The 23,568-nt window shown below is 72.4% G+C and carries 17 protein-coding genes; 6 read left to right on the top strand and 11 right to left on the bottom strand.

The features are described 5' to 3' along the window. Nucleotides 1–297: 297 nt before the first annotated feature. Together OG406_RS25580 and OG406_RS25575 are read left to right on the top strand one after the other, a co-directional pair. Nucleotides 298–2,169, top strand: coding sequence for a glycoside hydrolase family 3 protein (locus OG406_RS25580; protein WP_267050864.1), 1,872 nt, complete (start codon nucleotides 298–300; stop codon nucleotides 2,167–2,169). 110 nt (nucleotides 2,170–2,279) lie between these two features. Beyond that, nucleotides 2,280–2,912 (top strand): hypothetical protein, encoded by a 633-nt coding sequence (locus tag OG406_RS25575; protein WP_329187960.1) that lies wholly within the window; start codon nucleotides 2,280–2,282, stop codon nucleotides 2,910–2,912. Nucleotides 2,913–2,935: 23 nt separating this feature from the next. On the opposite strand, the gene OG406_RS25570 is transcribed toward OG406_RS25575, so the two are convergent. The 4 genes from OG406_RS25570 to OG406_RS25555 all read right to left on the bottom strand — a co-directional run bounded on the left by OG406_RS25570 (nucleotide 2,936) and on the right by OG406_RS25555 (nucleotide 9,886). Next, nucleotides 2,936–4,462: a S28 family serine protease gene (locus OG406_RS25570; protein ID WP_329187958.1), complete on the bottom strand. Its 1,527-nt coding sequence runs from the start codon at nucleotides 4,460–4,462 to the stop codon at nucleotides 2,936–2,938. A 132-nt stretch (nucleotides 4,463–4,594) separates the two neighbouring features. Then, nucleotides 4,595–4,984: a hypothetical protein gene (locus OG406_RS25565; protein WP_267050867.1), complete on the bottom strand. Its 390-nt coding sequence runs from the start codon at nucleotides 4,982–4,984 to the stop codon at nucleotides 4,595–4,597. A gap of 117 nt (nucleotides 4,985–5,101) precedes the next feature. Continuing rightward, nucleotides 5,102–8,830, bottom strand: a complete 3,729-nt coding sequence (locus OG406_RS25560; RefSeq protein ID WP_329187956.1) for an ABC transporter ATP-binding protein — start codon at nucleotides 8,828–8,830, stop codon at nucleotides 5,102–5,104. Nucleotides 8,831–8,962: 132 nt separating this feature from the next. Beyond that, on the bottom strand, nucleotides 8,963–9,886 hold the full coding sequence (locus OG406_RS25555) for a serine hydrolase (RefSeq protein WP_329187954.1): 924 nt from the start codon (nucleotides 9,884–9,886) through the stop codon (nucleotides 8,963–8,965). Between the two features lie 373 nt (nucleotides 9,887–10,259). On the opposite strand from OG406_RS25555, the gene OG406_RS25550 reads away from it, so the two are divergent. Together OG406_RS25550 and OG406_RS25545 are read left to right on the top strand one after the other, a co-directional pair. Further along, complete coding sequence (locus tag OG406_RS25550) at nucleotides 10,260–11,063, top strand: endonuclease I family protein (RefSeq protein WP_266613891.1); 804 nt, start codon at nucleotides 10,260–10,262, stop codon at nucleotides 11,061–11,063. Nucleotides 11,064–11,255: 192 nt separating this feature from the next. Further along, entirely contained in the window at nucleotides 11,256–12,743 is a 1,488-nt protein-coding gene (locus OG406_RS25545; RefSeq protein ID WP_164370605.1) for an FG-GAP repeat domain-containing protein, read from the top strand. Between the two features lie 79 nt (nucleotides 12,744–12,822). Here OG406_RS25545 and OG406_RS25540 read toward each other — a convergent pair whose 3' ends face one another. From OG406_RS25540 to OG406_RS25530, 3 genes are all read right to left on the bottom strand, one after another. Then, nucleotides 12,823–14,508, bottom strand: a complete 1,686-nt coding sequence (locus OG406_RS25540; protein ID WP_329187952.1) for a thiamine pyrophosphate-binding protein — start codon at nucleotides 14,506–14,508, stop codon at nucleotides 12,823–12,825. Then, the gene (gene speB, locus OG406_RS25535; protein ID WP_329187950.1) at nucleotides 14,505–15,470 is read right to left on the bottom strand and encodes an agmatinase; all 966 of its coding nucleotides are present in this window, start codon (nucleotides 15,468–15,470) and stop codon (nucleotides 14,505–14,507) included. Before speB ends, OG406_RS25540 begins: the two co-directional genes overlap by 4 nt. A gap of 63 nt (nucleotides 15,471–15,533) precedes the next feature. Further along, on the bottom strand, nucleotides 15,534–16,994 hold the full coding sequence (locus OG406_RS25530) for a sodium:solute symporter (RefSeq protein WP_266848385.1): 1,461 nt from the start codon (nucleotides 16,992–16,994) through the stop codon (nucleotides 15,534–15,536). A gap of 181 nt (nucleotides 16,995–17,175) precedes the next feature. Between OG406_RS25530 and OG406_RS25525 the strand changes: the two genes are divergently transcribed. Continuing rightward, a complete protein-coding gene (locus OG406_RS25525; RefSeq protein WP_329187949.1) occupies nucleotides 17,176–18,969 on the top strand; it encodes a PucR family transcriptional regulator in 1,794 nt (597 codons plus the stop codon). A gap of 43 nt (nucleotides 18,970–19,012) precedes the next feature. On the opposite strand, the gene OG406_RS25520 is transcribed toward OG406_RS25525, so the two are convergent. Continuing rightward, entirely contained in the window at nucleotides 19,013–19,354 is a 342-nt protein-coding gene (locus tag OG406_RS25520) for a DUF5713 family protein (RefSeq protein WP_267050873.1), read from the bottom strand. Between the two features lie 202 nt (nucleotides 19,355–19,556). Between OG406_RS25520 and OG406_RS25515 the strand changes: the two genes are divergently transcribed. Further along, on the top strand, nucleotides 19,557–20,345 hold the full coding sequence (locus tag OG406_RS25515) for a phosphatase (protein ID WP_164370610.1): 789 nt from the start codon (nucleotides 19,557–19,559) through the stop codon (nucleotides 20,343–20,345). 64 nt (nucleotides 20,346–20,409) lie between these two features. Here OG406_RS25515 and OG406_RS25510 read toward each other — a convergent pair whose 3' ends face one another. Genes OG406_RS25510 through OG406_RS25500 form a run of 3 tightly spaced genes read right to left on the bottom strand, consistent with a single transcriptional unit; the run spans nucleotide 20,410 to nucleotide 23,494 of the window. Further along, a complete protein-coding gene (locus tag OG406_RS25510) occupies nucleotides 20,410–21,396 on the bottom strand; it encodes a cation diffusion facilitator family transporter (protein WP_164370611.1) in 987 nt (328 codons plus the stop codon). A gap of 24 nt (nucleotides 21,397–21,420) precedes the next feature. Next, nucleotides 21,421–22,302, bottom strand: a complete 882-nt coding sequence (locus OG406_RS25505) for an acyl-CoA thioesterase (RefSeq protein ID WP_329187947.1) — start codon at nucleotides 22,300–22,302, stop codon at nucleotides 21,421–21,423. 34 nt (nucleotides 22,303–22,336) lie between these two features. After that, nucleotides 22,337–23,494 carry an acyl-CoA dehydrogenase family protein gene (locus tag OG406_RS25500; protein WP_081221578.1) on the bottom strand — a complete coding sequence of 386 codons (1,158 nt, stop codon included), beginning with the start codon at nucleotides 23,492–23,494 and terminating at the stop codon, nucleotides 22,337–22,339. Nucleotides 23,495–23,568: the final 74 nt, after the last annotated feature.

Here is a 23,568-nt window from a genome sequence, read left to right as displayed (position 1 = left end):
TCCGTACCGACTTGTGGCGTTCTCCCCGATTCCGGGAACCCCGGGTCCTCCCGCTTCGTCCCAACCGCATGCTGCCGGATGAGTCTCCGCAGAGCGGTGTCGGCCTCGCTGCTGGCTGCGATCGCTGACTTACCCTCTCCGCCGCCTGCGGCCGGCAGCACGCCGCCACCGGCGCGCCCCCCTCCAACTGCGCCGGTGGCGGCCCGCCTCCCGTTACTGTGCACACCCTTGACTGGAAGAAACTTCCTGGATATTCGTGGCTCCTTGGAAGTTTCCTTCACGAGGGAAGGAGCGCTTGTGCGCGACTCCAGCACGGGAAGCACCGCAGGACCGTCCGGTCCGGACGGGCCGAACACACCGTCAAGACCCTCCCGGCGCACGGTTCTCGCCGCGACGGCGGGCGTCACCGCCGCACTGGCCACGGGGCCCGTCGCCCACGCGTCCGGCGCCCGCGCCCCGCACGGCGACAAGGCGCTGCGCGCCATCGTGTCCCGGATGACCCTGGAGGAGAAGGTCGGCCAGCTGTTCGTGATGCGGGTCTACGGCCATTCGGCCACCGCACCCGATCAGGCCGACATCGACGCCAACCTCGCGGAGATCGGCGTCAGGACCGCCGAGGAGCTGATCGCCAAGTACCGCGTCGGCGGCATCATCTACTTCGCCTGGGCGCACAACACCCGCGACCCGCACCAGATCGCCGACCTGTCGAACGGCATCCAGCGCGCCTCGCTGGACCAGCCGCGCGGGCTGCCCGTGCTCATCTCCACCGACCAGGAGCACGGGATAGTGGCCCGCGTGGGCAAGCCCGCGACCCTGTTCCCCGGCGCCATGGCGCTGGGAGCGGGCGGCTCGCGGGCCGACGCCCGGACGGTGGGCACCATCAGCGGCGCCGAGCTGCGCGCGATCGGCATCCGCCAGGACTACTCCACCGACGCCGACGTGAACGTCAACCCGGCCAACCCGGTGATCGGCGTCCGTTCCTTCGGCGCCGACCCGGACGCCGTGGCCGGCCTGGTCGCGGCCGAGGTGAAGGGCTACCAGAGCTCGGCCGTCGCCGCCACGGCCAAGCACTTCCCCGGGCACGGCGACACCGCCGTCGACAGCCACTTCGGCTTCCCGGTCATCACCCACACCCGCGAGGTGTGGGAGAAGCTCGACGCGGTGCCGTTCCGCGCGGCGATCCGGGCCGGCATCGACTCGATCATGACGGCGCACATCATGGTCCCGGCCCTCGACCCGGCCGGCGACCCCGCCACCCTCTCCCACCCGATCCTCACCGGCATCCTGCGCGGCGAACTCGGCTACGACGGGGTGGTGGTGACCGACGCGCTCGGCATGGAGGGCGTGCGGACCAAGTACGGCGACGACCGCGTCCCGGTCCTCGCCCTGAAGGCCGGTGTCGACCAGCTCCTCAACCCGCCGGACCTGCACGTCGCGTGGAACGCCGTGCTGGACGCGGTCCGCGGCGGCGAACTGACCGAGGCCCGCCTCGACGAATCGATCCTGCGCGTCCTGCGGCTCAAGGCGAAGCTCGGCCTGCTGAGCGACCCGTACGTCGAGGACGCGGCCGTCGACCGGGTGGTGGGCACCCGCGCCCATCTCAGGGAGGCCGACCGGATCGCCGAGCGGACCACGACCCTGCTGGTCAACAAGGAGAAGCTGCTCCCGCTGTCCCGGCGGCGCACCCCGAAGGTGCTCGTGGTGGGTGCCGACCCGGCCTCCCCCTCGCTCTCCGACGGGCCGCCCACCACGGTGCTCGCGGGCGCCCTGACCGAACTGGGCTTCACCGCCACCGCCCTGTCCACGGGCACGGCACCGACGGCGGCGAAGATCACCGAGGCCGTCACGGCGGCGGGCGGCGCCGACGTCGTGGTCGTCGCCACGTACAACGTCACGGCGACGGGGTCCCAGAAGACCCTCGTCGAGCGGCTCGTCGCCACGGGCGTGCCCGTGGTCGCCGTCTCCGTCCGCAATCCGTACGACGTCGCCCAGCTCCCCGGGGTCGGCGCCTGCGTGGCCGCCTACTCCTGGATCGACGTCGAAGTGCGCGCCGCCGCCCGGGTGATCGCGGGCCGGGCGGAGCCGCGCGGCACGCTCCCGGTGGCCGTGCAGCGGGCGGACGACCCGACGCAGGTGCTGTATCCGATCGGGTACGGCCTGACGTACTAGCCGTACGCAGCCCACCCGGCGGCCCACCCCCAAGTGAGCCAAAGGGACCCGGATGTCTGGCGTGTGCCCGCCTCGGCGGGCCACGCTGGGCGGGGGTACGGGGGGAAGCCATGCGAGCCAGCTCGGTGTTCCGGCGTCCGGCGGGCGGGGCGGCCGCTCTGCTGCTGGTCGCGGCCGCCCTCACGGGGTGCGACCGGTGGTCGGGCGCCGGGGCCGCCGAGCCCCTCCCGTCCCCGGCGGCGACCCGCGTCTCCGGCTACGGAACGGTCTTCCTCGCCCGGGGCGAGTGCAGTTCGTTCGGCACGACCACTTTCACCGAGGTGCCCTGCTCCAGCGAACGGGCCGCAGCCCGGGTGGTCGCCCGGCACGACGGCAGGGCCGCGGACGGCCCCGCCTGCCCGGCGACCACCGACTTCGTGCTGCACATCAGCGAGAGCAGGCCGGCCTCCGACGAGGACGGCGACGGCACCGTCCCGCAGGGCTACGCCTGCATGCGCGGCCTCGAACCCCCGCACCCCGGCGACCCGGGTGGCGGCGGGGGTCCCCGCACCATCGTCGGTGACTGCGTCTACGGCGCGGGCCGCGGCGAGGTCCGCGAGACGGCGTGCGACGGCACGGGCAGGAAACCCCCGGAGTACCGGGTGACGTCGGCGGTGACCAGCCGCGCCGCGTGCCCGGCCGTCACGGCGCTCTACGTCGAGCTCGGCGGCGCGCGGACGGTGGGCTGCGCCCGCCCCGTGTGAGCGGAGCGGGCGCGGCCCCGGTCTCACGGGCGCAGGGTCATCTCCCGTTCGACGTCACGCCGGTCCAGCTTCGCGTCGTACGGCGCGAGGGGCCGGGCCGCCGACGGGTCCGCCGCGACCGCCGCGGGGGCGACGCCCGCCCACTGGAGGATGCGGGCGGTGGCGAGCGCCTTCTGGTCGGCGGCGAGCCCGGCGACGTTCGCCCCGTGGTTCATCCCGGGGGCGGTGAAGACGTACGCGTCCCGCGCACCGGAACCGACCCGGAAGCGCTCGGCGCCCCACGGGTCGTTCTGGCCGTACACGAACAGCATGTGCTGCGCGTGGTGGCGGACCCAGCTGTCCACGTCACGCATCGCGGACCCCTGGAACCTCATCGGGATGGAACGCGGCACGAAGTTCCGCGGCGGCTGGTAGCCGTAGTGGACGTACTTCCGCTCGATGTACGGGAAGTGGATCGTCGGCGCGCCGAGCTGGGTGCCCGCCTGGTAGTAGTACGGCGTGTACGGCTCCAGGCCCTGGTCGGTGTAGAACGAGAAGCCGGAGATCGTGTCGACGGAGTCCCAGATCTCGTCGTCGGTGGCGGTGGCGGCGTTCGCCGGGATCGTGTCGCAGTCGGCGAGCAGGCTGTACTGCCAGAAGCCCCACACGTAGTCGAGCACGACGGCCTCGTACGCCTTGTCGAGGCTGCCGACGGTGGTGAAGGTGTAGCCGTTGTCGGCGGCGTAGGCCGCGTACTTCTTCTCCAGCGGCTCCCGGCGCACGAGGGCCTCGCGCTGCACGGCGTTCAGCCGGTCGCGGCACTCCTTGGTGCCGACCTGCGTGAAGAAGCGGTCGTACGCCGAGTCCTCGTCGTTGACGACGTCGTTGGGCGCCACGTAGGCGACGACACCGTCCATGTCACGCGGGTAGAAGCGCTCGAAGTAGGTAGCCGTCATGCCGCCCTTCGAGCCGCCGGTGGCGATCCACTTCTTGTGGTAGATCGGCTTGAGGGCCCGGAAGACGCGGTGCTGGTCACTGGCCGCCTGCCAGATGTCGAGCTTGGACCAGTCGGCCGGCGCGGGCCGGGACGGCGTGAAGTAGCGGTACTCCAGGGAGACCTGGTTGCCGTCGACGATCTGGGTCGGCTCGCGGCGGCTCGGCGTGGTGGAGACGTTGTAGCCGCCGGTGTAGAAGACCGTCGGGCGTTCGGTGTCCTTGTGCAGCACCGTGATGCGCTGCTGGAACGTGCCCCTGGACGGGTGCCGGTGGTCGACCGGCTGGGTGTAGTTCAGGACGAAGAACCGATAGCCCGTGTAGGGCTTCTCCTCGACGAGGCTCATGCCCGGGATCGCGAGGAGGCGGTCCTTGATGTCCTCGTCGGCCCGATCGGTGGTGCCGGTGGTGGTGCCGTGGGCCTCCGGCGGGGCCGCGGTGGTGGTGCCGTGGGCCTCCGGCGGGGCCGCGGTGGTGGTGCCGTGGGCCTCCGGCGGGGCCGCGGTGGCGGCCCCGGCCGTGCTCAGTGTGCCTATGAGCACCGTGAGCGCCAGCAGCCATCTGAGCGCCTTGCGCATGCACCCTCCCTGGGATGTGGCAGATGTCCGCCGGAACCTAGCGGAGCAACTCCCGTGACACCAGGGGCCCTTGGGTGAAGTCTGTGCGTTTGTCGTGATGCGGCCGCACCGGCCGGACGAACCCGAGACGGCTCAGCAGAGGATCCAGCCCGAGTTCACCGAACCCGAGCCGACCGATCCCCTGAACAGGACGCAGCGGTGGCCCGCGTGGACGGTCACCGGGCCCGCGCGACGGGTGAAGTGCCCGGAGTCGACCACCGGGCGGCCGCCGCGGGCCTGCACGCTGACGGACATCCACTTGCGGGCGCCCGGCTTCTTGGGGACGGTCACGGCGCACACGTAGTCGCCGCGGCGGTAGATCCGCACGGAGCCCGTCGCGAAGGACAGGGTGCGGACCTTGCGGCCCGAGCAGGAACTGGAGGCGGCCTGGGCACTGCCCGGGCTCACGAGCGCGAGCACCGCGGACGCGGCCAGCACGGCCACGCCGACCGCCAGCCGTCGACGTATCGCACCACGGTCCACTCTCGCCCCTTCCGCCCGCAGACAGCGTACGGGTGTACGGACGCAGAACGTACGTCGGACGGTTGCGCGCGGCGGCGACTCCCGTCCCCCGTCCGCCGCGCCGCAGGATCTCCGGTGTCAGGCGGTGGAGCCGACGGGCTCCTCGGGCTCCGGGTCGCCGACGAAGGTCCGCCACAGCGCGGCGTACCGGCCGTCCTGGCGCAGCAGTTCGTCGTGGGTGCCGTCCTCGGCGACGCGGCCGTGGTCCATCAGCACGACCCGGTCGGCGCGGGCGGCCGTGGTCAGCCGGTGGGCGACGACGAGCGTCGTACGGCGGCCCGCGAGCCGGTCGGTGGCCTGGTTGACCAGCGCCTCGGAGGCGAGGTCGAGCGCGGCGGTCGCCTCGTCCAGGAGGAGCACGTCCGGGTCGACCAGCTCCGCGCGGGCCAGTGCGATCAGCTGGCGCTGGCCGGCGGAGAGGTTGCGTCCGCGCTCGGCGACCTCGTGGAGGTAGCCGCCCTCCAGCGTGGCGATCATGTCGTGGGCGCCGACCGCGCGCGCGGCGGCCTCCACCTCGGCGTCACCGGCGTCGGGACGGCCGTAGGCGATGGCGTCGCGGACGGTTCCCTGGAAGAGGTAGGCCTCCTGGGGGACGACGCCGAGGCGGTGCCGGTAGGAGGTGATGTCGAGGGCGCGCAGGTCGGTGCCGTCGACGGTGACCCGCCCGCCGGTCGGGTCGTAGAAGCGGGCGACCAGCTTCACCAGGGTCGACTTGCCCGCGCCGGTCTCGCCGACGAAGGCGACGGTCTGCCCGGCCGGGATGCGCAGCGACACCGCGCTGAGCGCCTCCTCGCTCTCGCCCGCGGGCCCGTAGGCGAAGTCGACGTCCTCGAACGCGATCTCGCCGCGCAGCGACAGCACGTCGAGGGGCTCCTCGGCGGTCTTCGTCGAGGTCGGCTCCTGGAGCAGTTCCTGGATGCGGCCCAGCGAGACGGTGGCCTGCTGGTAGCCGTCGAAGACCTGCGAGAGCTGCTGCACGGGCGCGAAGAACAGGTCGATGTAGAGGAGGTAGGCGACCAGGGCGCCGGTGGACAGGGTGCCGGCGTCGATCCGGTGGGCGCCCACGATCAGCACGGCCGCGGCGGCCACCGAGGAGAGCAGCTGCACGAAGGGGAAGTAGACGGAGATCAGCCACTGTCCGCGGATGCGCGCGCTGCGGTAGCTGTCGCTGCCCTCGGTGAACCGCGCTCCGCTCGCGTCCTCGCGCCGGAACGCCTGGAGGATGCGCAGTCCGGACACCGACTCCTGGAGGTCGGCGTTGACGAGCGAGACGCGTTCGCGGGCCAGTTCGTAGGCCTTGACGCTCGCGCGGCGGAAGAAGAACGTGCCGATGACGAGCGGCGGGAGGGTCACGAAGACGACCAGGGCCAGCTGGACGTCGATGATCAGGAGGGCGCCCATGATGCCGAAGAAGGTGACGACGGAGACGAAGGCCGTGACCAGGCCAGTCTGCAGGAACGTCGACAGGGCGTCGACGTCGGTCGTCATCCGGGTCATGATCCGGCCGGTCAGTTCCCGCTCGTAGTAGTCGAGGCCGAGGCGCTGGAGCTGGGCGAAGATCTTCAGGCGCAGCGCGTAGAGGACCCGTTCGCCGGTGCGGCCCGTCATCCGGGTCTCACCGATCTGCGCCGCCCACTGGACGAGGACCGTGACCAGGCCGAAGGCCGCGGCCGCCCACACCGCGCCGAGCGCGACGCGGGTGACGCCCTGGTCGATGCCGTGCCGGATCAGCACGGGCAGCAGCAGGGTCATCACGGCGTCGACGGCGACCAGCGCGAGGCTGACGAGCAGCGGGGCGCCGAACCCGCGGAGCAGCCGGCGCAGTCCGTAGGAGTCCTCGGCGCGGACCGCCTGGGCCTCGTCGACGTCCGGCACGTCGGTGGCCGGGGGCAGCGCCTCGACCTGGGCGAGGAGTCCGGGGGTGGCGGGCATCCCGTCGAGCGCGGTGTCGCGGGGTTCGCGGTCGCCCGTCCACAGGTGCGGTGTCACCCCGCGCTCGGCGTCGAACTCGGCGTCCAGTTCCTCGCGTACGGAGGTGTCCTCGCGGGGTGCGGCCGGGCGGGCGTGGCCCGGGGAGACGCCGCCGAGTTCGTCCGGGTCGGTGAGCAGCCGCCGGTAGAGCGCGGAGCGGGCCTGGAGTTCCTCGTGGGTGCCGATGTCGGCGAGCCGGCCGCCGTCGAGGACGGCGATGCGGTCGGCGAGGTTCAGGGTGGAGCGGCGGTGGGCGATCAGCAGGGTGGTGCGGCCCTCCATGACGTGGCTCAGCGCCTCGTGGATCTCGTGCTCGACCCGGGCGTCCACGGCGGAGGTGGCGTCGTCGAGGACGAGCAGCCGGGGGTCGGTGAGGATCGCCCGGGCGAGTGCGACGCGCTGGCGCTGGCCGCCGGAGAGGGTGAGGCCGTGCTCGCCGACGGTGGTGTCGTAGCCGGCGGGCAGTTCGGCGATGAAGCGGTGTGCCTGGGCGGCGCGGGCCGCGGTCTCGATCTCGTCCTGGGTGGCGTCGGGGCGGCCGTAGGCGATGTTGGCGCGGACGGTGTCGGAGAAGAGGAAGGAGTCCTCGGGGACGAGCCCGATCGCGGCGCGCAGCGACGCGGTGGTCAGCTCACGCACGTCGTGGCCGCCGACGAGGACGGCGCCGTGCGTCACGTCGTAGAAGCGGGGCATCAGCAGCGAGACGGTCGACTTGCCGGAGCCGGAGGTGCCGACGACCGCGAGGGTCTCGCCGGCGCGGATCTCGAAGCTCAGCCCGTCGAGGACCGGCCGGCCCTCCTCGTAGCCGAACGACACGTCGTCGAACTCGACGGTGGCGGGCGCGTCGGCGGGCAGGTCCTTGGTGCCGTCCTTGATCGACGGCCGGGTGTCGATGAGTTCGAGGACCCGCTCGGCGCCCGCTCGGGCCTGCTGTCCGACGGTCAGCACGACCGCGAGCATCCGCACCGGTCCGACGAGCTGCGCGAGGTAGGTGGAGAAGGCGACGAAGGTGCCGAGGGTGATCTGGCCGCGCACCGCCAGCCAGCCGCCGACGGCGAGCATCGCGACCTGGCCGAGCGCGGGCACGGCCTGGAGGGCCGGGGTGTACTTGGCGTTCAGCCGGATGGTGCGCAGGCGTCCCGCGAAGAGGCGCCGGCCGACCTCGCGCAGCTTGCCGGTCTCCTGCTCCTCCTGGCCGAAGCCCTTGACCACGCGGACGCCGCTGACGGAGCCGTCGACGACGCCCGCCACGGCCGCGGCCTGCGCCTGCGCGTACCAGGTGGCCGGGTGCAGTTTGGAGCGGCTGCGCTTGGCGACGAACCAGAGGGCGGGGGCGACGGCCAGCGCGACCAGGGTCAGCGGCAGGGAGAGCGAGGCCATGATCCCGAGGGAGATCAGGAAGAGCAGCACGTTCCCGATGGTCATCGGGAGCATGAAGAGCAGGCCCTGGATCAGCTGGAGGTCGCTGGTCGCGCGGCCCACGACCTGCCCGGTGGACAGCTCGTCCTGCCGCCGCCCGTCCAGCCGCGTGATCGTCCGGTACATGTCGGTCCGGAGGTCGTGCTGGACGTCGAGGGCGAGCCGGCCGCCGTAGTAGCGGCGGACGAACGTGAAGGCGTAGACGAGGACGGCGGCGCCGATCAGCGCGCCCGCCCAGGGGGCCATGCCGCGGCTGCGGTCGCCGATCACGTCGTCGATGATCACCTTGGTGATCAGCGGGACGACGGCCATCAGGGCCATGCCGCCCAGGGACGACCCGAGTGCGAGCACCACGTCCTTCGGGTACCGCCACGCGTACCCGGCGAGTCGCCGTGCCCATCCCCGTTCCGTCGCCACGCCGGTACCTTCCGTAGAACTCACTCCGCCGGAGGCACCAACACCGCACGAAGCGGATTTCATCCCTCCGCAACAATCCTCCGCCCGCCGGGCGCGGAGGCCGGGCGGGCGGAGGCGTGGAGGGGCGCGCGGTCAGTGCGCCGGAACGGCAGGGAAGGCCTCCCTGGGCGCCGAGGTCGGCGTGTACCGGTGGGCACTGACGGTGACCGGGACGAGGTCCTTGTGGATGGCCCGGGCGACGCCCTGGATGGTGGCGACGCCGTAGTCCATGGTGCTGTTGCCCTGCGTGAGCACCGTCATCGTGTAGTCGTGGCCACCGCCGGAGAACGTGCCGACGCTGTGCACCCGCCAGCCGTTGGCGGCACGGGAGAGCCAGCCGTTCTTGACGTGCACCGTGACCGACGAGGGCGCCCCGGCCGGGGTGCCCCAGCGCTGCGAGGAGATCACCTTGCCCATCAGCTTCAGGACATAGGCGCGCGCGTTGTCGCTCAGCACGGAGTTCTTGGCGGTGAGCAGCGCGAGCAGCTTCTGCTCGTCACGCACCGTGATCTGGGTGAGGCCCCAGTAGCCGTCGGCGCCCGGCTTGGTCTCCGTCATCCCGGCGGCGGTGAGGAAGCCCTTGACCTTCGTCGTGCCGAGCTGCTTCCACAGGGAGGTGGTCGCGTTGTTGTCGGACTGGGTGATCATCGCGGTGGCGAGGCCCGTCTCGCGGGACGTCAGGTACCGGTCGTGCTTCTTGGCGTCCCACAGGAGCGTGGCGAGCACGGTCACCTTCACCACGCTGGCCGAGTCGAAGGCGGACGTGCTCCGCAGCGTGCAGGTGGTCTTCGTGCCGCGGTCGTAGAGACCGACCGCGACGGTGCCCTTGCGGCCCGCGAGCGCGGCGGTGATGTCCTTCTGCAGTTTGGCTGCCAGACCGGCCTTGCCCGACGTACAGCTGACGGTGGGCGCCGGCGCGGCGGCGGCGGGAGCCGCGGCGACCGCGAACGGCACGATCACCCCGGCGCCCAGGCTCGCTGCGAGCACACGGGCACCCCGGGATATCCGGTGAGTCATGGAGGCTTCCCATCCCCTTGGACCGATACGAGCGCACCCCCGGCGCGCTCGCCCCAGATGACTCTCCGAGGCGTCCGATAGTTGTACAGGTGTTCTGACGACAGCTGTACGGGTGCTCTGACGACGGGAGCCGCACGGCCGGGAGGGCGGTCGGCGGGGCGGGACGGGCGCGGCGGGACGGGACGGGCGGGGAGGCCTCCGACGGAGGCCCGTTTCCGGTCGGGCGCCGCCGGCGCGTCAACTCCCGTGCGCGCCGCACAGTTTGTTGAATCCCGACACAGAACCGACACTTCTCCTTAACCCCATGCACCGCATGTCCATGTCACGCTCCCGGTTATCCGCTCCATTCAACCCGCGTAGAACGGACACCCCCATGCCCGCCACGCACATACGGCGCTGGAAGACCCTGGCGCTGACGACGTCCGCGGTACTCGTCGGACTCACCCTCCCGGCCGTCACCGCGTCCCCCGCGAGCGCGACGAACACCTCGTACGACAGCACGTACTACAAGAACGCGGTCGGCAAGACCGGCACGAGCCTCAAGTCCTCGCTGCACACGATCATCAGCAGCCAGAGCAAGATCTCGTACTCCGCGGTCTGGAACGCGCTGAAGGTCACCGACCAGGACCCGAACAACAGCAGCAACGTGATCCTGCTGTACAGCGGCGTCTCCCGCAGCAAGTCCCTCAACGGCGGTGACGTCGGCGACTGGAACCGTGAGCACACCTGGGCCAAGTCGCACGGCGACTTCGGCGAGGTGACCGGACCCGGCACCGACCTGCACCACCTGCGCCCGGCGGACGTCCAGGTCAACGGCATCCGCGGCAACCTGGACTTCGACAACGGCGGCAGCACGGTGACCAACGGCGGCGGCAGCCGCGTGGACTCCGACTCCTTCGAGCCGCGCGCCGCGGACAAGGGCGACGTGGCCCGCATGATCCTCTACATGGCCGTGCGCTACGACGGCGGCGACGGGTTCGCCGACCTGGAGCCGGACGAGAAGGTGAACAACGGCAGCGCGCCGTACATCGGCAAGCTGTCCGTGCTGAAGCAGTGGAACGAGCAGGACCCGCCGAGCGCCTTCGAGGAGAAGCGCAACCAGGTCATCTACGACACCTACCAGCACAACCGCAACCCGTTCATCGACCACCCGGAGTGGGTCGAGGCGATCTGGTAGCCCCACCGGTCGCAGTAGTCGCCTGAACTCCCGCGGTGATCACGGGAGTTCAGGCGGCCCATGCGCGCCGCTGTCGCCGGATGGTGACAAATGAATGGCCTGAGGGTGTACAACCAGTGACGCCCTGCCCGAGTCGCACTCCGTGGACGCGTCGGACCACCGCGTCCGGAAGACGACGAAAGGCAGCACCTGATGTCCCGAGCACGACGCCGCGACCGTTCCACGCGGCTGACCGCGCCCCTGGCCGCCGCCGCCCTGCTGGCCGGGGGAGCCGGCGCCTGGGCCCTCACCGGGGCGACCGCGCAGGCGGCCACCGGATCGGCGGCCGTCCAGGACGACTTCAACAAGGACGGCTACGCCGACCTGGTCGTCGGAGCGCCGGACGCCACCGTGTCGAGCAAGGCCAAGGCCGGGTACGTGGCGATCATGTACGGCTCCGCGAGCGGCCTGTCCACCGCGAAGAAGCAGATCGTCAGCCGCTCCACCGCGGGCGTGCCCGGCTCCGCCACCGCGAGCCAGCGCTTCGGCTCGGCCTTCACCAAGGGCGACCTGGACAAGGACGGCTACACCGACCTCGTGATCGCCGGCGGCACGACGGGCTCGGTCGTCCTGTGGGGCTCCGCCTCCGGGCTCACCGGCGGCACCGCGATCGCCGGGTACGGCGCCGCGCCCGAGGCCGGTGACTTCGACGGCGACGGCACCACCGACCTCGCCCTGTTCTCCGCGCAGTCCGTCGGCGGGGACGACCCCGCGGGCGCCCCGGCCACCCTGTGGAAGGGCCCGGTCTCGCGCGCCGGAAAGCCGGCCGCCGTCCTCAACATCCTCGACAAGTCCGCCTGGTGGGGCTACGACGAGGACGACGCCACCTGCGCCACCGGCGGCGGCTGCGAGGAGGACGGCGACTCGATCACCGGTCCCGTCGTCTCCGGCCAGGTCGGCGACGTCAACGGCGACGGCCGGGACGACATCGTGCAGTGGTACTACACCGGTGACGGGACCTGGGGCAACCGGCTGCTGTACGGCAGCCCGACGGGCTTCAAGCGCACCGACGCCCCCGGTGACGGCGTGAGCCAGACCGCGTCGGGGACCGGTGTCGGCGACGTGAACGGCGACGGCTTCGACGACGTCGTCGTCGGCGCCGACGGCTGGAACGACAAGGTGCGGATCGCCTACGGTTCCTCCGCCGGACTCACCGACCACGTGCAGACCTTCGACCAGGACCTGGCCGGCTTCCCCGGCGTCCAGGAGGAGGGCGACGAGCTCGGCTCCGCCGTCTCCGTCGCCGACGTCACCGGTGACGGCTACGCGGACATCGCGCTCGGCATCGCCGGCGAGGACGTCGCCGGTGTGGCCGACGCCGGTTCGGTCGCCCTCGTGCACGGCGGCGCCTCCGGCGTGACCGGCGCGGGCACCCAGGTCTTCCACCAGGACACCGCCGGGATGCCCGGCGTCGCCGAGACGGACGACCGGTTCGGCGTGGCCACCGCGCTGCTGGACGTCGACGGCAACGGCCGGCGTGACCTCGCCGCCTCTTCCACCGCCGAGAACGCCTCGGCCGGCGCGGTCTGGGTGCTCCGCGGCACGACGACCGGCCTGACCACCACGTCCGCCCTCGCGTTCGGCCCGAAGACCATCGCGGCCCCCGACGTGAAGGCGCGCTTCGGCGCGTCCCTGCGCTGACCCGCGGCACACGACGGAGCGCCGGGGAGTGTCGCGCACACTCCCCGGCGCTCCGGTGTTTCCGCCGCGTCCGGCCCGGTCAGTCCAGGTGCGTCGGCGCGAACATGCGCAGCACGGCGGGCAGCACGACCACCGAGGGGCCGGGGGCGGCCAGCGCCTCGGCCAGGTCCGCCTCCAGCGTCTCGGGGCTGGTGAGGGTGCCCGGGACGCCGAACGACTCGGCGAGGGCCACGTAGTCGGGGCGGGACAGCTCGGTGGCGGTCGCCTGGCCGAACGCGTCCGTCATGTACTCGCGCAGGATGCCGTAGCCGCCGTCGTCGACGATGAGCCAGGTGACGGGCAGGCCGTACTGCTTCGCCGTCGCCAGCTCGGCGATGGAGTACAGCGCGCCGCCGTCGCCGGACACCGCGAGGACCGGTCGGGAGGGGTCGGCGGCGGCCGCGCCGAGCGCCGCGGGGAAGCCGTAGCCGAGACCGCCGGCGCCCTGGGCGGAGTGCATGGTGTTGGTGCCGCGCGGGTCGAAGGCCGACCACGCCCAGTAGGCCAGGATCGTCATGTCCCAGAAGGACGGCGAGGTGGCCGGCAGGGCGCGGCGGACGGCCGCCAGCACGTCCTGTTCCAGGGTGAGTTCCTGGCCGGCGATACGGTCCGCGACCTGGGCGAGCACCGAGGTCACCCGGTCCGCCGCCGACGCGTCGGGGCGTTCCTCCACCGTCTCCAGGAGCGTGGAGAGCGCGAGGCGGGCGTCCGCGTGGATGCCGAGCGCCGGGTGGTTGGACTCCAGCTTGCCGAGGTCGGCCTCGATCTGGATCACCCGGCCGCGGGGCTTGAACGTGTGGTAGTTCGAGGAGAGTTCACCGAGTCCCGAGCCCACCACGAGCAGGACGTCGGCGTCCTCCAGGAAGTCGGTCGTGTGCCGGTCCTCCAGCCAGGACTGGAGGGACAGCGGGTGCTCCCAGGGGAAGGCGCCCTTGCCGCCGAAGGTGGTGACGACCGGCGCGTTCAGCCGCTCGGCGAGCAGGCGCAGTTTGCCGGAGGCGTCGGCGCGCACGACACCGCCGCCCGCGATGATCGCGGGGCGGTCGGCCGTGGAGAGCAGATGGGCGGCCAGCGCGGTGAGTTCGGGGCGCGGGACGACGTCCTCGGGGGTGGCGTCCATCGCGGTCACCACGGGCAGGGAGGTCTCCGCGAGGAGGACGTCCTGCGGGATCTCCACCCACACCGGTCCGTGCGGGGCCGTGAGCGCCGACTCCCAGGCCGCGGCGATCGCGGAGGGGATCTGCGACGGCGTACGGACCGTGTGGACCGACTTGACCACGCCCCGGAACGAGGCCTGCTGGTCGGGGAGTTCGTGCAGATAGCCGTGGCGTCCGCCGCCCAGGCCCGCGGTGGGGATCTGGCTGCTGATGGCGAGCACCGGCGCGGAGGCGGCCCGCGCCTCCTGGAGGGCGGCCAGCGAGGTCAGCGCGCCGGGGCCGGTGGACAGCAGCAGCGGCGCGGCCTCGCCGGTGACGCGGCCGTAGGCGTCCGCAGCGAACCCGGCGTTGTTCTCGACGCGCAGTCCGACGTACTGGAGGGAGGAGCGGCGCAGGGCGTCGAACATGCCGAGCGCGTGCTGGCCGGGCAGCCCGAAGACGGTCGTCGCACCGAGACCGGAGAGGGTCTCCACGACCAGGTCTCCGCCGTTGCGGCCGGGGGGCGGGTTGAGCGCGGCCTCCGTCTGCGACGCCGTCGGACGGAGCACCAGGTCGTGGTCGTGGGTCACTTGTTCCGGGCCTCCGCGATCTGGCGGGACATGATGGTGGTCAGTTCGTAGGCGGTGTGGGACGCCGCCACGGCGGTGATCTCCGCGTGGTCGTAGGCCGGGGCGACCTCGACGACGTCGGCGGAGACCAGGTTGCAGGACGAGAGTCCGCGCAGGATCTCCAGGAGCTCGCGGGAGGTCATGCCGCCCGCCTCGGGGGTGCCGGTGCCGGGCGCGTGCGCCGGGTCGAGGCAGTCGATGTCGATGGAGATGTAGAGCGGGCGGTCGCCGATGCGCTGGCGGAGCTGGTCGGCGACCTCGTCGGCGCCGTGGCGGTAGATGTCCGCCGAGGTGACGATGCCGAAGCCCATCTTCTCGTCGTCGGTGAGGTCCTGCTTGCCGTACAACGGGCCGCGGGTGCCGACGTGCGAGAGCGCCTCGGTGTCGAGGATGCCCTCCTCGACGGCCCGGCGGAACGGCGTGCCGTGGGTGTACTCGGCGCCGAAGTAGGTGTCCCAGGTGTCGAGGTGCGCGTCGAAGTGGAGCAGCGCGACCGGGCCGTGCTTCTTGGCCACGGAGCGCAGCAGGGGCAGGGCGATGGTGTGGTCGCCGCCCAGGGTCATCAGCCGGGCGCCGGTGCCGAGCAGTTCGTCGGCGGCGGCCTCGACCGTCTCCACGGCCTCGTTGATGTTGAACGGGTTCGCCGCGATGTCACCGGCGTCCGCGACCTGGGCGAGGGCGAACGGCGAGGCGTCCTGGGCCGGGTTGTAGGGGCGGAGCAGCCGGGACGCCTCGCGGATGGCGTTGCCGCCGAAGCGGGCGCCCGGCCGGTACGAGACGCCGGAGTCGAACGGCACACCGACGACGGCGACGTCGGCGGTGCCGACCTCGTCGAGGCGGGGCAGCCGGGCGAAGGTCGCGGGGCCGGCGTACCGCGGGACGCGGGACGAGTCGACGGGGCCGCGGGGCGTCTCGTTGCTCATGGGGTGATGCCTTCTTTCCTACGCTTCGTCGCGTATGTACAACTAAGTACAACTAGTACGACTCTACTGGTGAACCGGGACCGGTTCGGACAAGGGTTCGGCGCCGCGGCCGGCCAGCCGCTCGCGCCAGACGGCCAGGACCGCGGCGTCGGTCGCGGGCGTGGCCAGCGAGACGATCACGTAGGCGGCCAGGGAGAGGAGCAGCCCGTAGTAGACGGGCTCGTTGGCGAGGATGCCGTAGCCGGCCATCAGGCCGACGACGGCGAGACCGCCCACGACCACGGAGGCGAGCGCGCCCTGCGCCGTGCCGCGCTTCCAGAGCAGGCCGCCGAGGATCGGCACGAGCAGTCCGGCGACGAGCAGGTTGTACGCGACGGTCAGCGCCTCGACGACGTTGTTGAGCGCGATCGCCGTGCCGATCGCCGCGACGCCCATGATCAGGATGAAGACGCGGTTGCCCTTGACCTCGTCGTGTTCGGCGGCGCCGGGCTTCACGGCACCGCGCAGCCGCGACCAGATGTCGTTGTTGGCGACGGTGGCGCAGGCGATGAGGGCGCCGGAGGAGGTGGACATCACGGCGGCGAGCGCGGCGGCGAGCACCAGGCCGCGCACTCCGACGGGGAGTTCGTCCTTGACGATGGTCGCGAAGGCGGTGTCGGCGCTGGGCAGTTTCGGGTACATGACCTTGGCCGCGGTGCCGATGACGGCCCCGGCGACGGCGTAGACCAGGCAGTAGGTGCCGGCGACGGTGCCGCCCCACTTGGCCGTCCTGTCACCGCGCGCGGTGAACACGCGCTGCCAGATGTCCTGCCCGATCAGCATGCCGAACGTGTAGATGAGGACGTAGGTGAAGATCGTCTCGCCGCCGATGCCCAGCGGGTCGAAGTACTCGGTGGGCAGCTTGGCCTTCATCGCGCTGAACCCGCCGGCCTTGACGACGGCGATGGGCAGCAGCAGGAGCAGCACGCCGATGGTCTTGACGACGAACTGCACCATGTCGGTGAGGGTGATCGACCACATGCCGCCGAGGGTCGAGTAGGCGACGACGATCGACCCGCCGATGATGATCGCGAGCGTCCGGTTCATGTCGAAGAGGACGTCGAAGATCGTGGCGTACGCGATGGTCGAGGTGACCGCCAGCATCAGGGTGTACGCCCACATGACGACGCCGGAGATGAGGCCGGCCCGGCCGCCGTAGCGCAGGTCGAGCATCTCGGAGACGGTGTAGACCTTCAGGCGGGCGATGCGCGCGGAGAAGAAGACGCTGAGGGCGAGCAGGCCGAGTCCGATGGTGAAGACCATCCAGGCCCCGGAGAGGCCGTACTGGTAGCCGAGCCCGACGCCGCCGATGGTGGACGCGCCGCCGAGGACGATGGCGGCCATGGTGCCCGAGTACATGGCGGGTCCGAGGCGCCGTCCGGCGACCAGGAACTCGCTCTTGGACTTGGCGCGGCGCATGCCCCACCAGCCCATGGCCAGCATGCCGGCCAGATAGACGACGATCACTGTGTAGTCGACGGCCATGGGTCTCCTCCGGGCACTGGGTGGCGTGTCGTGCGGTGGTGTGGGGAGCCGGCGACTGGTCGCGGGGACATCCGCCCGTACCCGCGGCCGCCGGTCGGGACCGACACTAGGTGGCCGGAAAGCGACTGCGAAGTGTACGTTTCATCCATTCGATCCGAGCCGGATGGAGGAACCGTCCACCATGCCGGACCCCCGGTCACCGTCAGCCCCGCAGGCTCCCGCCGTCGCCCCGGCCCCCGCCGTCCCGCCGACTCCCCCGGTGGCGCTGTCGGCGCTCCTCGCCCGCGAGGACCTGGGGCTGCGGCGGATCGCCGGTCCCGCCGGGAGCGGCACCGTGATCCGGTGGGCGCACACCTCGGAGATGTCCGACCCCTACCCCTACCTGCTGGGCGGCGAGCTGCTGCTGACCGCCGGGGTCCACGTCCCGGACCCGGCCGCCGGGCAGGACGCCCCTTCGCGCGCCGGGGACGCCGCCGGACGTCTGCGGGAGTACTTCGACGCCTATGTGTCCCGGATCGTGGCGGCGGGTGGCGCGGCCCTCGGCTTCGGCCTGGCGCCGGTGCACTACCGGGTGCCGCCCGAGCTGGTCGCGGCCTGCGACGCCCACGGCCTGCCACTGCTGGAGGTGCCGCCCCGGACGACGTTCTCCGGCGTCGCCCGGGCGGTGTGGCAGCTCATGGCGCAGGCCCGGCTCGCGGAGCTGCGGCGGGTGACGGAGGCCCAGCAGAGCCTCGCGGCAGCGGCGGCCCGCCCCGATCCGGTCCCGGCCGTGCTCCGCCAGCTCGCCCAGCGGGTGGGCGGCCTCGCGGTCCTGTACGGCCCGGAGGGCACGGAACTGGCCCGGACCGGCAGGATCCCGGATGCCTCGACGACGGGGAGCGCCTCCGGGCGGGGTGCCTCGGGGGACGCCTCCCCGGAGGGCCCGACGGCCACCTCGGCGGGCGGCGCCACCGGCACCCCCGGGGCCACCCGCGCGAGCACGGCCGCCGGCGCCCTCGACGACTCACCGGCGAACCCCTCGCCCCGCACCCCCGCTGACCCGCCCGCCGGCGGGACCGGTGCTGCCGACGCGCGTCTCGCCGCGACGCCCGCCGAGGCCGCCCTCGCCGAGCTGGCCGGGGTCGTCCGCCCGTGGGAAGGGGCGGGGGCCGCTTCCCCGAGGCCCTCGTCCGCCACCGACACCGTCGGCGGTGTCCATCTCGCGGCCTACGCGCTCGGCAGCGGTCAGGGCTTCGTGCTCGGGGTCGCCGCGCCACGCCGCGACCCGGGCGACCACACGATCGCCTCCGTCGCGTCCGTGCTGCTCTCCCTCCTCACCGGGGAGCAGCAGAGCGGCAGTGGTGCGGCCAGGTCGGCCGCGCTGGTGCGGCTGCTGCTCGGTGCCGCGCCCGAGGCGGTGGCGCCGCTCCTCGGCGGCGAGCGGTGGACCGTCGTGCACGCGTGCCGTACCGGGGAAGGGCCGGCGCCGGACGCCGTCACCGCCACCGCGCTGGGGGCGGCTCTGGGCTCCGCGCTGGTCGACGTGGAGGGTGACGTGGTCCGCGTCCTCGTCCCCGGTGACCGCGTGCCCGCCGAGCAGCCCGGCTGGACCTGCGGGGTCGGCGCGCCCGCCGGCCCGGACGCCTGGACGGCGGCCGACACCCAGGCCGCCCGCGCGCTGGCCCGCGCCCGAGCGACCCGCACCGCCCTGGTCCGGCACGGCGAGCGCCCCGCGCTCGCCGATCTCCTCCCGGCGGGCGACGCCGAGGCCCACGCCCTCGTCCTCCTCGCTCCCGTCGCGGGGACGCCCGCGCTGACCGAGACCCTGCGCGCCTGGCTCTCCCTGCACGGCAGTTGGGACCGGACGGCGGTGGCCCTCTCCGTCCACCGCAACACCGTCCGCCAACGCATCGCCCGCTGCTCGGCGTTGCTGGAGGCGGACCTCGACGATCCGGACGTGCGGATGGAGTTGTGGTTCGCGCTCCGATCCGGGTGACGAACGGGCCGTCGGGGGTCCGGCGGCCTCCGCCCCCGCGAACTCACCAGTCCCGGGGGGCGATCAGCTCCTCCACGTCCGCGGCGGCGAACCCGTACGCCGAGGCCACGAACCAGAAGTCCTCCGCTATCTCCTCGCGGGCGACCGTCTCGATGTCGCTGTCCGCCTCCCAGAACGCGTCCTGGAGCGCGTTGAACTCCTCGGTCGCCGCGTGGGTGAGCACGTACAGCGCGGCGAGGTCCGCGGGCCGCTCCGCCTCGATCCGCTCGCACAGGCCGAGCAGGATCACCCGGCCGCGGTCGACGACGTGGTCCGGGTAGTACCCGTCGGCGTACATCCCGCGCAGGAACGCGTGCTCCCCCACCCGACCATTGGTGACCGCCACTGCTTCCCCCGTCCCTCGGACATCTCCCGGCGTCCCTCGACCCGTGGCAGCGATCCTGCACCACGCCACTGACAACGGGCCCTGCCCCGGCCGCGGACCACCGGGCCCCGGCACCGCACCCTCCCGGCACACCCGAGTGACACACGTCCCAGCGACCGGGACAGCCGCGCCCCCGACCGGAACCCACCGGCACAATGGGGGTATGCCGATACCCGGGACTCCCAGCCGCGCCGAACTTGTCGACCATCTCGTGAAGACCCGCATCGCGGGCGATGTCGCCACCCCCCGCGAGAACAACCTCTCCCACTACCGCAAGCTGGCCAACGGCGAGCGCAACTGGTGGCTCGGCCTGGAGCTCGGCGACCGCTGGACCGACGAGCAGGACGTGCTCGCGGTGATGGCGGAGCGGGTCGGTGTCAACGACGACCCGGAGTTCCGGTACGGGCAGGACACCATCGATCCCGAGCTGACCGTGGACGGTCTGGACCGCCTCGCGGCCCGGCTGCGCAAGGCGGCCGAGGGGCGCCAGCGGGTGCTGTTCGCGACCGGCCACCCCGGCGGTCTGCTCGACGTGCACCGCGCCACGGCCGCCGCGCTGCGCGCCGCCGGCTGCGAGATCGTGGTGATCCCGGAAGGCCTCCAGACGGACGAGGGCTACGTCATGCAGTTCGCGGACGTCGCCATGCTGGAGCACGGGGCCACGCTGTGGCACACCCACTCCGGCGAGCCGATGCGCGCGATCCTCGACGGCCTGGCGCGCGAGGGCCGCCCGCTGCCCGACCTGGTCGTCGCCGACCACGGCTGGGCGGGCCGCGCGGGCCAGCAGGGCGTGGACTCCGTCGGCTACGCCGACTGCAACGACCCGGCCCTGTTCCTCGCCGAGGCGGAGGGCACCGTCCAGGTCGTGGTCCCGCTCGACGACCACGTCGTCAGCCCGCGCCACTACGACCCGATGACCGCGTATCTGCTGAAGGAAGCCGGCCTGGCGTAACGCCCGGCACGCCGTACGGCACCCGTGCGTGGCCCGGATCCCCGGGTGAGCGGTCCGCGTCCCGTCACGGCCAGGGGTTCAGGCCCTCCGCCCGGCGCTGGGCGTACCCCGGCGTCGGGTCCAGGTAGACCCGGATCACCGAGGGGAACACCGTCCGGAGCCGGTCCTCTGCCTGTTCGCAGGCCCACTCGATCTGGGCCGCCGTCGACACGTCCCGGAAGTCGACCTTGGCGGCCACGAGTGCCTCCCGCGGGCCCTGCACGAGCGTGGTCAGCTCCAGGACGGCCTCCACGTGCTCGACCGCCAGCAGCTCCGCCCGGATCCGCTCGCGCATCGCCTTGGGCAGGGGCCGTCCGATGAGCAGTTCCGCGTTGGACCGGCCGAGCACCCAGGCGACGTAGAGCAGCAGCACGCCGATGAGGAGCGAGGCGACGCCGTCCCAGACGCCCGAGCCGGTGAGCTGGCCGCCCAGCAGGCCGCCCGCGGCGAGCACCAGGCCGACCAGCGCCGCCGAGTCCTCCAGCACGACGGCCTTCACGGCGGTGTCCGGCGTGTGCCGCAGGTAGTGCTTGAACGTGGTGTCGACGCGGGCGGCCTCGCCGCGGGCCTGCCGCAGTCCCGTCCGCAGGGAGAAGCCCTCCAGCAGGAAGGCGACGCCGAGCACGATGTACGAGACGAGGGGGTTGCCCAGCTCCTCCCCCGCGACCAGGGTGTGCACGCCGTCGTAGATCGAGAAGACGGCGCCGCCGACGAAGGTGGCGACGGCGGCGAGCAGCGCCCAGATGTAGCGCTCGGGGCCGTAGCCCAGCGGATGCTCCTCGTCGGCCGGTTTCTCGCTGCGTTTCAGGGCCGTCAGCAGCAGGATCTCCGTGACGGTGTCGGCGACGGAGTGCGCGGCCTCCGACAGCATCGCGCTGGATCCGCTGATGATGCCGGCGACCGCCTTGGCGAGGGCGATCCCGAGATTGGCGACGGCGGCGACGATCACCGTGGCGACGCTCTCGCCCCCGCCGTCAGGACCGGCCGCTTCGTCCCGCGCTGCTTCAGTCATGCCCCAGTCTTACCGGCGAACGGCCTACCGGGGGACGCGGACCACGCCTTCCTGGATGACCGAGATGGCGAGGCGGCCGTCCCGGGTGTAGATGCGGGCCTGGCCGAGGCCCCGGCCGCCGGACGCGGACGGCGACTCCTGGTCGTACAGGAGCCATTCGTCGGCGCGGAACGGGCGGTGGAACCACATGGCGTGGTCCAGGGACGCCCCGACGACGTCCCCGGTGACCCAGCCGCCGCGCCCGTGGGCGAGGAGGACCGAGTCGAGGAGGGTCATGTCGGAGACGTAGGTGGCGAGGACGACGTGCAGCAGCGGCTGGTCGACGGCGCCGTCGAGCTTGCCGTTGGTGCGGAACCACACCTGGGAGCGCGGTTCCCGGGGCTCGCCGACGGTGCCGTACGGCGGCGGGTCGACGTAGCGCAGGTCGACGGACTCGCGGGTCTCCAGGAGGCGTTCCAGGACGTCGGAGCCGGAGAAGCGGTCGGCGTACCGGGGCAGCAGCTCGGCGGCCGTGGGCAGCGTCTCGGGGTCGGGCGCCGGCGGCATCGTCGCCTGGTGCTCCAGGCCCTCCTCGTACGTCTGGAAGGACGCGGAGAGGTGGAAGATCGGCTGTCCGTGCTGGACGGCGACCACCCGGCGGGTGGTGAAGGACCGGCCGTCCCGGATGCGGTCCACGGTGTAGACGATGGGCGCGCCCGGATCGCCCGCCCGCAGGAAGTAGGCGTGCAGGGAGTGGGCGTGCCGGTCCCCCGGGACCGTGCGCCCGGCGGCGACCAGTGCCTGCGCCGCCACCTGCCCGCCGAAGACGCGGGGGACGACGGCCGAACGGGACCGGCCGCGGAAGATGTCCTCCTCGATCCGCTCGAGGTCGAGCAGATCGAGGAGGGACTGAAGTGCCTCGCTCATGGGGCAGTTGTACCGTGCAGTCGTTTCGCGGTCCTTACAGGCCCATGTTCTTGGCGATGATCGTCTTCATGATCTCGCTGGTGCCGCCGTAGATGCGGTTGACGCGGTTGTCCGCGTACAGGCGGGCGATCGGGTACTCGTTCATGAAGCCGTAGCCGCCGTGCAGCTGGAGGCAGCGGTCGATGACGCGGTGCGCGACCTCGGTGCAGAACAGCTTGGCGCTGGCGGCTTCGGCGGGGGTCAGCTCGCCCGCGTCGAGGGCCTCCAGGGCGCGGTCGGCGACGGCCTCGGCCGCGTCCACCTCGGCCTGGCAGGCGGCCAGCTCGAACTTGGTGTTCTGGAAGGAGGCGACGGGCTTGCCGAAGACCGTGCGCTCTTGGACGTACTCCTTGGCGAACCGGACGGCGGCCTTGGCCTGCGCGTAGGCGCCGAAGGCGATGCCCCAGCGCTCGGAGGCGAGGTTGTGGCCCAGGTAGTGGAAGCCCTTGTTCTCCTCGCCGAGCAGGTCCTCGACGGGCACCTTCACGTCGACGAACGCCAGCTCGGCGGTGTCGGAGGTCTTCAGGCCGAGCTTGTCGAGCTTGCGGCCGATGGAGTAGCCCTCGGACTTGGTGTCCACGGCGAACAGCGAGATGCCGAAGCGGCGGTCGTCGGCGGTGGGCGCGGAGGTGCGCGCGCAGACGATCACACGGTCGGCGTGCACGCCGCCGGTGATGAAGGTCTTGGAGCCGTTGAGGACGTAGTGCGTGCCGTCCTCGGAGAGCTTGGCGGTGGTCTTCATGCCCGCGAGGTCGGAGCCGGTGCCCGGCTCGGTCATCGCGAGGGCCCACATCTCCTCGCCGGTGACGAACTTCGGCAGGAAGCGCTTCTTCTGCTCGTCGGTGGCGAGCATCTTGATGTAGGGCAGGCCGAGCAGCACGTGCACGCCCGAGCCGCCGAACTGGACACCGGCGCGCGCGGTCTCCTCGTACATCACGGCTTCGAACTTGTACGAGTCGATGCCGGCGCCGCCGAACTCCTCGTCGACACGGATGCCGAAGATGCCGAGCTCGGCGAGCTTGAGGTAGAAGTCGCGCGGCGCCTGGCCGGCGGCGAACCACTCGTCGTAGACCGGGACGACCTCGGCCTCGATGAAGGCGCGCAGGGTCTCCCGGAACGCCTCGTGGTCCTCGTTGAACACAGTACGGCGCACCGCCGCCACCTCCACCTGAATACCTGGGTCATGTCTAAGCGCTTGCTCAGATACCACGTTACCCGCCGGTCACG

This window comes from Streptomyces sp. NBC_01428, from assembly GCF_036231965.1.
Taxonomy (GTDB): domain Bacteria; phylum Actinomycetota; class Actinomycetes; order Streptomycetales; family Streptomycetaceae; genus Streptomyces.
Note: the sequence above shows the minus strand (reverse complement) of the source record. Positions and strands in the feature narration are given on the sequence as shown.